The sequence below is a fragment of the Protofrankia sp. CiP1_Cm_nod1 genome, from assembly GCF_920888515.1.
GTDB lineage: Bacteria > Actinomycetota > Actinomycetes > Frankiales > Frankiaceae > Protofrankia.
Map to the genome: position 1 here is coordinate 1 of NZ_CAKKTM010000014.1, position 7,061 is coordinate 7,061.

General features: G+C 71.9%; 5 protein-coding genes and 1 pseudogene. 5 read left to right on the forward strand and 1 reads right to left on the reverse strand.

The window, feature by feature from the left end:
- Positions 1-799: pseudogene (locus NBX02_RS00865) on the reverse strand (hypothetical protein); the annotation flags it as partial.
- 15 nt (positions 800-814) lie between these two features.
- Between NBX02_RS00865 and NBX02_RS00870 the strand changes: the two are divergent.
- The 5 genes from NBX02_RS00870 to NBX02_RS00890 all read left to right on the forward strand — a co-directional run.
- Positions 815-1,363 carry an FHA domain-containing protein FhaB/FipA gene (locus tag NBX02_RS00870; protein ID WP_250282759.1) on the forward strand — a complete coding sequence of 183 codons (549 nt, stop codon included), beginning with the start codon at positions 815-817 and terminating at the stop codon, positions 1,361-1,363.
- Positions 1,360-2,787, forward strand: coding sequence for a PP2C family serine/threonine-protein phosphatase (locus NBX02_RS00875; protein WP_250282757.1), 1,428 nt, complete (start codon positions 1,360-1,362; stop codon positions 2,785-2,787). Before NBX02_RS00870 ends, NBX02_RS00875 begins: the two co-directional genes overlap by 4 nt.
- 10 nt (positions 2,788-2,797) lie before the next feature.
- Entirely contained in the window at positions 2,798-4,279 is a 1,482-nt protein-coding gene (locus NBX02_RS00880; protein WP_250282756.1) for an FtsW/RodA/SpoVE family cell cycle protein, read from the forward strand.
- Positions 4,276-5,730, forward strand: a complete 1,455-nt coding sequence (locus tag NBX02_RS00885; protein ID WP_250282754.1) for a peptidoglycan D,D-transpeptidase FtsI family protein — start codon at positions 4,276-4,278, stop codon at positions 5,728-5,730. The genes NBX02_RS00880 and NBX02_RS00885 overlap by 4 nt, the downstream gene beginning before the upstream one ends.
- Positions 5,727-7,061: serine/threonine-protein kinase (locus tag NBX02_RS00890; RefSeq protein ID WP_445548188.1), on the forward strand; the 1,335-nt coding region annotated here is incomplete at its 3' end. The genes NBX02_RS00885 and NBX02_RS00890, both read left to right, overlap by 4 nt.

The window sequence follows — 7,061 nt, forward strand, 5'->3', positions numbered from 1 at the left end:
CGTCCCGGCGGGCGCGCCGGTCCCCGCGGGCGCGCCACCGGGCCCGGCGGGTGGGTATCCCCCCGCCTCGGCGCCGCCTGCTCCTTCTGGCGACCCGCGGGCACGGCCTGCCGATCCCCGCCGTGGTGACCCGCGCCAGGGTGTCCCCCCTGGTGGTTACCCGCCTGCCCCCCCGCCGGCGGATCCCTACCGGGGCGACCCGTACCGTGGTGGCGATCCCTATCGGGGTGAGCCGCGGCGTGGCGGCCCGCCCGGCGGCTACCCGCCCGCGCCGGCGGGCCCGTACCGTGACGACCCGTATCGTGATGACCCGCGTAGAGGTGGCTCCCCCGGCGGCTATCCGCCCCCGCCCGCGGAACCGCCGTACCAGGGTGGCGGACGTCCGGTCAGGGGCCAGCCCGCGGGAGGCCGGCCGGGGGATCCGTATGGTGGCGGTTCCCGCTACGACGACCCGTACGGGGAGAGGGAGGGCCAGTACCGTGGCGGCAACCCGTACGACCAGTCCGGCGGCCGGCCTCCCGGTACTCCGCCGAGCGGCTACGGCCCGGGTGCGCCTCCGGGTGCGCCCAGTCGTGGCGGCCAGCCCGGCTACGGCGACCCACGGCGCGGCGGCGACCCACGGCGCGGCGGCGACCCACGGCACGGTGTCGCGCCGGTGCGGCCGGACGACGCCGACCTGTACGAGCAGGACACCCAGCGTCCGGGCCGGGTCCCCCCTGGGGAGGGCCGGCGTCCGCAGGACCGGGATCCCTACGGTGATCGTCCCGCTGGGCCGGGGGCGGCGGATCCGAACGAGCACGCCTGGTAGGACGCCGTGAGCGGATCCCAGCCCAGCGACCTGGTCCTCCTGGTCGTGAAAATCAGCTTCCTGGCGCTGTTGTGGTTGTTCGTCCTGGCTGCCGTCCGCGCGGTGCGCGCGGACATGTTCGGGCCGACGAAACGGCAACGGCAGAACGTCCAGGGGCTGGGCCACGGAGCGGCGGCCCAGCCGGCGCCCGTGCCCGCGCACCCGGCCCGTCCGGCACCGCCGCCGGCCGGCCCGCAGAACGCGCCCGCCAGCCGGCGGGCGCGCACACCGAGCAAGCTGGTCGTCACGAAGGGACATCTCGCGGGGACGATTCTTCCGCTCGGACCGGCGCCTGTCACCATCGGACGTGCACAGGACTCGACTCTGGTGCTGGAGGACGACTTCGCATCCGCGAGACATGCAAGACTCGTCCCCCACGACGGCCAGTGGTTCGTCGAAGATCTGGGCTCGACCAACGGTACTTACCTCGACCGCACGAAAGTGACCAGTCCCATGCCGGTTCCTCTCGGCGCGCCGGTCAGGATCGGGAAAACCGTCCTGGAGCTTCACCGGTGAGCCTTAGGCTTCACTACGCCGTTCGCTCGGACGTCGGCCACGTCCGGGAAGGCAACGAAGATTCCGCCTACGCGGGCACTCGGCTACTGGCCGTGGCCGACGGAATGGGCGGCCACGCGGCCGGGGAGGTCGCCTCCTCCACCGTGATCTCCCAGCTGGCCGGCCTGGACGACGACATCACCAGCGGCGCGGTCCTGGAGGTGCTGGCCGACTCGGTGCACCAGGCCAACAACCAGTTGCGCGAGATGTCCGTCCAGGACGGGGCGCTGGAGGGCATGGGCACCACGGTCACCGCCCTGCTGCTCGCTGGGACCCATCTCGGGGTGCTGCACGTCGGCGACTCCCGGGCGTACCTGCTGCGGCACGAGGTGCTCAACCAGGTGACCCACGATCACACCCTGGTGCAGGATCTCGTCGACCAGGGCCGGATCACGGCCGAGCAGGCGGACACGCATCCCCAACGGTCGTTACTGATGCGTGCGCTCGACGGCCGCGACGTCGAGCCGGACCTGTCCATCCGGGAGGCGATCCCGGACGACCGCTATCTGCTGTGCACCGACGGGCTGTCCGGCGTTGTGACGGAAACCACCATCCGTGAGGCGCTGCTGCTGCCGACGCCGCAGGAGGCCGTCGACCGGCTGGTCGAGCTCGCGCTCAAGGGCGGCGGGCCGGACAACATCACCGTTGTCGTCGCCGACGTCGTCGAGGACGACGGCGAGGACACCAGCCCGCTCGTAGCCGGTGCCGCCGCGGAGAAGCAGGCCGTGCCGGGAGCCTTGGCCGCCCGTACCGGGCCGAACCCCCGGTACGGCGACCAGGACTCCCCGGCCGCCAGAGGCGCGCGAATCGGTCGGCACGGCCCCGCGCCGCGTGCCGAGAGCTCCGACAGCGTGGTGGACGAGGACACGCAGCCGCTCGCCCGGCGGTCGCCGCCCCGGCCGGCCTTCATCATCCTGTGCGTGGTGATCGTCCTGGCCATCGTGACCGTCTGCGGCTGGTTCTACCTGCACAACCGGTACTACGTCGGGGTCGACGGCGACCAGGTAGCGATCTTCGAGGGTGTCGAGGGGAGCATCGCCGGCTTCTCTCTGCACCGGTTCAAGGAGCCCTCCATACCGCTGAGCGATCTCAACGACGAGGGGAAGCTGCAGGTGGAGAAGGGCTACTCTGCCAGTAGTCTCAGCGAGATCCAGCGCTATGTCGCCAACCTGCGGGCCCAGTTCCCCGCCACGCACCCGGCCGACGCCAGCACAGCACCGACGGTGGCGCCGACGCCAGCGGGCAGCGACGGGGAGAAGAACGCCGGGGACGCTCAGGGCTCCCTGGGCGCTGTCACCAGCCCATCGGCACTCTGCGCCACCACTCCTGTCTCGAACTGTAACCCGGCCATCCCAGCGGCCCCGCCGGTCTCGACGCCTGGATGACGCCGACAGGATGACTGTTCTCCCTCCGCTTCGCGGCAAGGCGGTCGATCTCACGGGAACCTTCGCCCGGTTCCCGATACCGGCCGATGTCCATCTGCCGCCGTACCGTCGGCGAGAACTCTCCCTGCTGCTGTTCGCCGGCCTGCTCGCCACCGCCGCCCTGGCGGCCGTCGTGCTCGCCGTCGACGGAAAGATCACCACGTCGGTGTTCGTCTACGGCCTGGGCTTCAGCGCGCTGTGGGGGGTGGCCCACCTGGCCGTGCGCCGGTTCGCGCCGGCCGCCGACCCGGTACTGCTCCCGCTGGTCGCGGCCCTCAACGGCCTCGGCCTCGTCATGATCTACCGGCTGGACCTGGCCAAGGTGGAAGCCGCCGAGAAGGCCGGCAGAAAGATACCGTCCGGCGTCGCACCGTTACAAATGATATGGACGCTGCTCGCGCTCGTCGTCTTCGTGCTGGTGCTGGCGGTCATCCGGGACCACAAGACGCTGTCGCGCTACGCCTACACGGCGGGGCTGGTCGGCCTGGTCTTCCTGGTGCTGCCCGCGATGCCGGTGTTCGGCGCGACCATCAACGGCGCCCGGCTGTGGCTGCGGGTCGGGCCGTTCACCTTCCAGCCCAGCGAGATCTCGAAGATCATTCTTATGGTCTTCTTCGCCGGCTACCTGGTGAACAAACGCGAGGTGCTCTCGGTGGCCTCCCGGTCCTTCCTCGGGATCCACTTCCCGCGCGCCCGGGACCTCGGGCCGGTGCTCGTCGCCTGGCTCGCGAGCCTCGGCGTCCTCGTCGTCGAGAAGGACCTCGGCTCGTCCCTGCTCTTCTTCGGCATGTTCCTGGTGATCCTCTACGTCGCGACCGAACGGGCGTCCTGGGTGCTTATCGGGCTCGCCCTGTTCTCGCTCGGCGCGGTCATCTCCTACCACCTGTTCGGGCACGTCCAGGTCCGGGTGGACGGCTGGTTGCACGCGTTCGACGGCGACAACCCCACCAGCACCTCGTATCAGCTGGTGCAGGGCCTGTTCGGGTTCGCCGCCGGCGAGATCACCGGCACCGGGCTCGGGCAGGGCAGCCCACAGCGGGTCCCCTTCGCCAACACCGACTTCATCGTCGCGAGCATCGGTGAGGAACTCGGCCTCGCCGGGATCATGGCCATCCTCGTCATCTACGGGCTGGTTGTCACCCGTGGCCTGCGGGCCGCGCTCGGCGCCCGTGACCCGTTCGGCAAGATGCTCGCGACCGGCCTGGCCGCCTCGTTCGCCCTCCAGGTGTTCGTGCAGGTCGGCGGTGTCATGCGACTCATCCCGCTGACCGGCCTGACGCTGCCCTTCATCTCCTACGGAGGCTCTTCGATCGTCTCGAACGCGGCCATCATCGCGCTGCTGCTGCGGATCAGCGACTCCTACCGCCGGCCCGGCCCGGCCACCCCGGCCGCGCCGCTGTTCGACCCGAACGCCGTCGCCGACAGCCCCACCCAGGCGGTGCGGACGACGTGAACGCGCCCATCCGCAAGGTCGCCGTCGCCTGCCTGGTGCTGTTCACCGCCCTGCTGGTCAACGCCAACTGGCTACAGGCGAAGCAGGCTGGCGAACTGCGTCACGAACCGAACAACGCCCGCCAGATCACCGAACGGTTCGAACGGGAACGCGGCTGGATCGGCGTGGCCGGCGGGCAGGCGGTCGCGAGCTCGGTGCCGTCCGACGACGAGTACAAATACCAGCGGCAGTACCCGGCCGGGAAACTGTATGCCGCCGTCGCCGGCTACTACGGCCTGTACACCTCCGCCGGCCTGGAGAACTCCCAGAACGACATCCTCTCCGGGGAGGACGACCGCCTGTTCGTTTCCAAGGTTTCCGACCTGGTGACCGGACGCAAACAACGGGGTGGCAGTATCGTCACCACGCTGGTACCCCGGATCCAACAAATCGCGACCACCGCGCTCGGCAACCGTAAGGGGGCGGTCGTGGCGCTCGACCCGAAGACCGGCGAGATCCTCGCGATGGTGACCAGTCCGACATACGACCCGACACCGCTGGCCAGCCACGACGATGCCGAGGCCGGCAGAGCCGCCCGGGCACTGAACACCGACCCGGACAAGCCGCTGCTCAACCGCGCGACCCAGGAGACCTACCCGCCCGGCTCCACCTTCAAGGTGATCACCGCGGCGGCCGCGCTCAACGCCGGGCACCAGCTCGAGGAACGCATCGCCGCCCCCGACCAGCTCCGGCTGCCGCAGAGCAGGACCGTGCTGCCGAACTTCGGCGGCGAACGCTGCGGGGACGGCGACACGGACACTCTCATCCACGCTCTGACGATCTCCTGCAACACGGCGTTCGCCCAGCTCGGTATGGATCTCACCGACGACACCCTGCGCGCCCAGGCCGAGGCCTTCGGTTTCAACTCCACCATCCCCGGCTTCCCGCTGCCGCTGGTGCCCAGCGTGTACCCGCCCCAGCAGCTCGACAAGGCCCAGACCGCGCAGTCCGCCATCGGGCAGTTCGACGACCGGGTCACCCCGCTGCAGATGGCCCAGGTCGCCGCCGCCATCGGCAACAACGGGGTGATGATGCGGCCGTACATCGTCTCCGAGCTGCTCGGCCCGGACCTCAAGGCGCTCAGCCGCACCGAGCCGGAGGTCTACAAACGCCCCGTGAGCCCGGACGTCGCCGCCGCCCTGAACACGATGATGCAGAGCGTGGTCAGCAGCGGCACCGGTACCAAGGCGCGGATCCCCGGCGTCGCCGTCGCCGGCAAGACCGGCACCGCCGAGCACGGTGACAACGAGCCCCCGCACGCCTGGTTCATCGGCTTCGCGCCCGCCGCCAGCCCGAGCGTGGCCGTCGCGGTCGTGGTCGAGGACGGCGGCGGGGAGTTCGGCACCGGCGGCGCGGTCGCCGCGCCCGTGGCCCAACAGGTCATGAAGGCCGCATTGGATGTCCGGCAGTGACCGGCCCACCGCCGCCAGGCGTCCCGGGGCCGGGCCCGGGCCTGCCGGAATCAGGCGTCCCGGCACCGCGGATCCCCCCGGCACCGGGCGTCCCGGCACCAGGCGTCCCGGCCGCGGACGGGCGGGACGCGTTGCCGCCGTTCGCGGGAGCGGCCTCACCGGCCGCCGCGCAGCCTTTCGGCGCCTCGCCGAAAGGCACCGTTCTCGACGGCCGCTACCTCCTGGAAGGACGCATCGCCACCGGTGGGATGGGCGAGGTGTGGCGGGGTCTCGACCGCACCCTCGGGCGTCCCGTCGCCGTGAAGCTGCTGCGCCCGGAGTACGCCAGCGACGAGCTGTTCCTGGTCCGCTTCCGCGGCGAGGCCCGGCACGCCGCCCGGGTGTCGCATCCGGGTGTGGCGTCCGTCTACGACTACGGCGAGGTCGTCACCGATGGTGACCGCCCGACCGCCTACCTGGTGATGGAGCTGGTCGAGGGCGAGCCCCTGTCGGCGTTGCTGCACCGGGAGAAGCGCCTGTCCCCGGAGAAGACCCTGGACGTGCTCGGGCAGGCCGCGGACGCCCTGCAGGCCGCGCACACCCTTGGCGTCGTGCACCGGGACGTCAAGCCCGGCAACCTGTTGCTGCGGACCGACGGCGCGGTCAAGGTCACCGACTTCGGGATCGCGCGCGCGGTGGACGCCGCGCCGCTGACCGCCACCGGAATCATGATGGGCACCGCCTACTACGTCTCCCCCGAGCAGGCCTCCGGCCGGACGGTGACCCCGGCCAGCGACGTGTACTCCCTCGGCGTGGTGGCCTACGAGTGCCTGGCCGGCCGGCGGCCCTTCGACGACCGCAACCCGATCGTGGTCGTGATGGCGCACCAGCAGGACGACCCGCCGCCGCTGTCGCCCGACATCCCCGAGCCGGTGCGCAGCCTCGTCCAGGCGGCGATGGCCAAGGACCCGGCCCAACGGCCGTCGTCGGCCGGCTCGTTCGCCCGCACCGCCGCCACGATCCGTCGCAACCTGTGGAACGCGGACATGACCCGCCGGGCCACCAGCCCGCCGCCCGCGCCCCGGCCGGACCCCGCCGGGGATCCCACCGGACGCTGGCCCGGGCCGACGGGAGCACCCGGGCCGGCCGCGGGCGGGGCGGGGCCCAGCGGGGACCGGCCACCGTCCTGGACCCGCCGGCACACCCGGGCCGACAGCTTCTCCGAAGGGGATCAGCCGTACCGGGATGCCCGGCCGTCCTGGGACGCCGGCGCCGCCCACGACGGCCGCCAGCCCGACCAGGAACCGCCGGGGACGCCGACGGGCACGCCCCCGGCCGCCTGGGGCACGCCC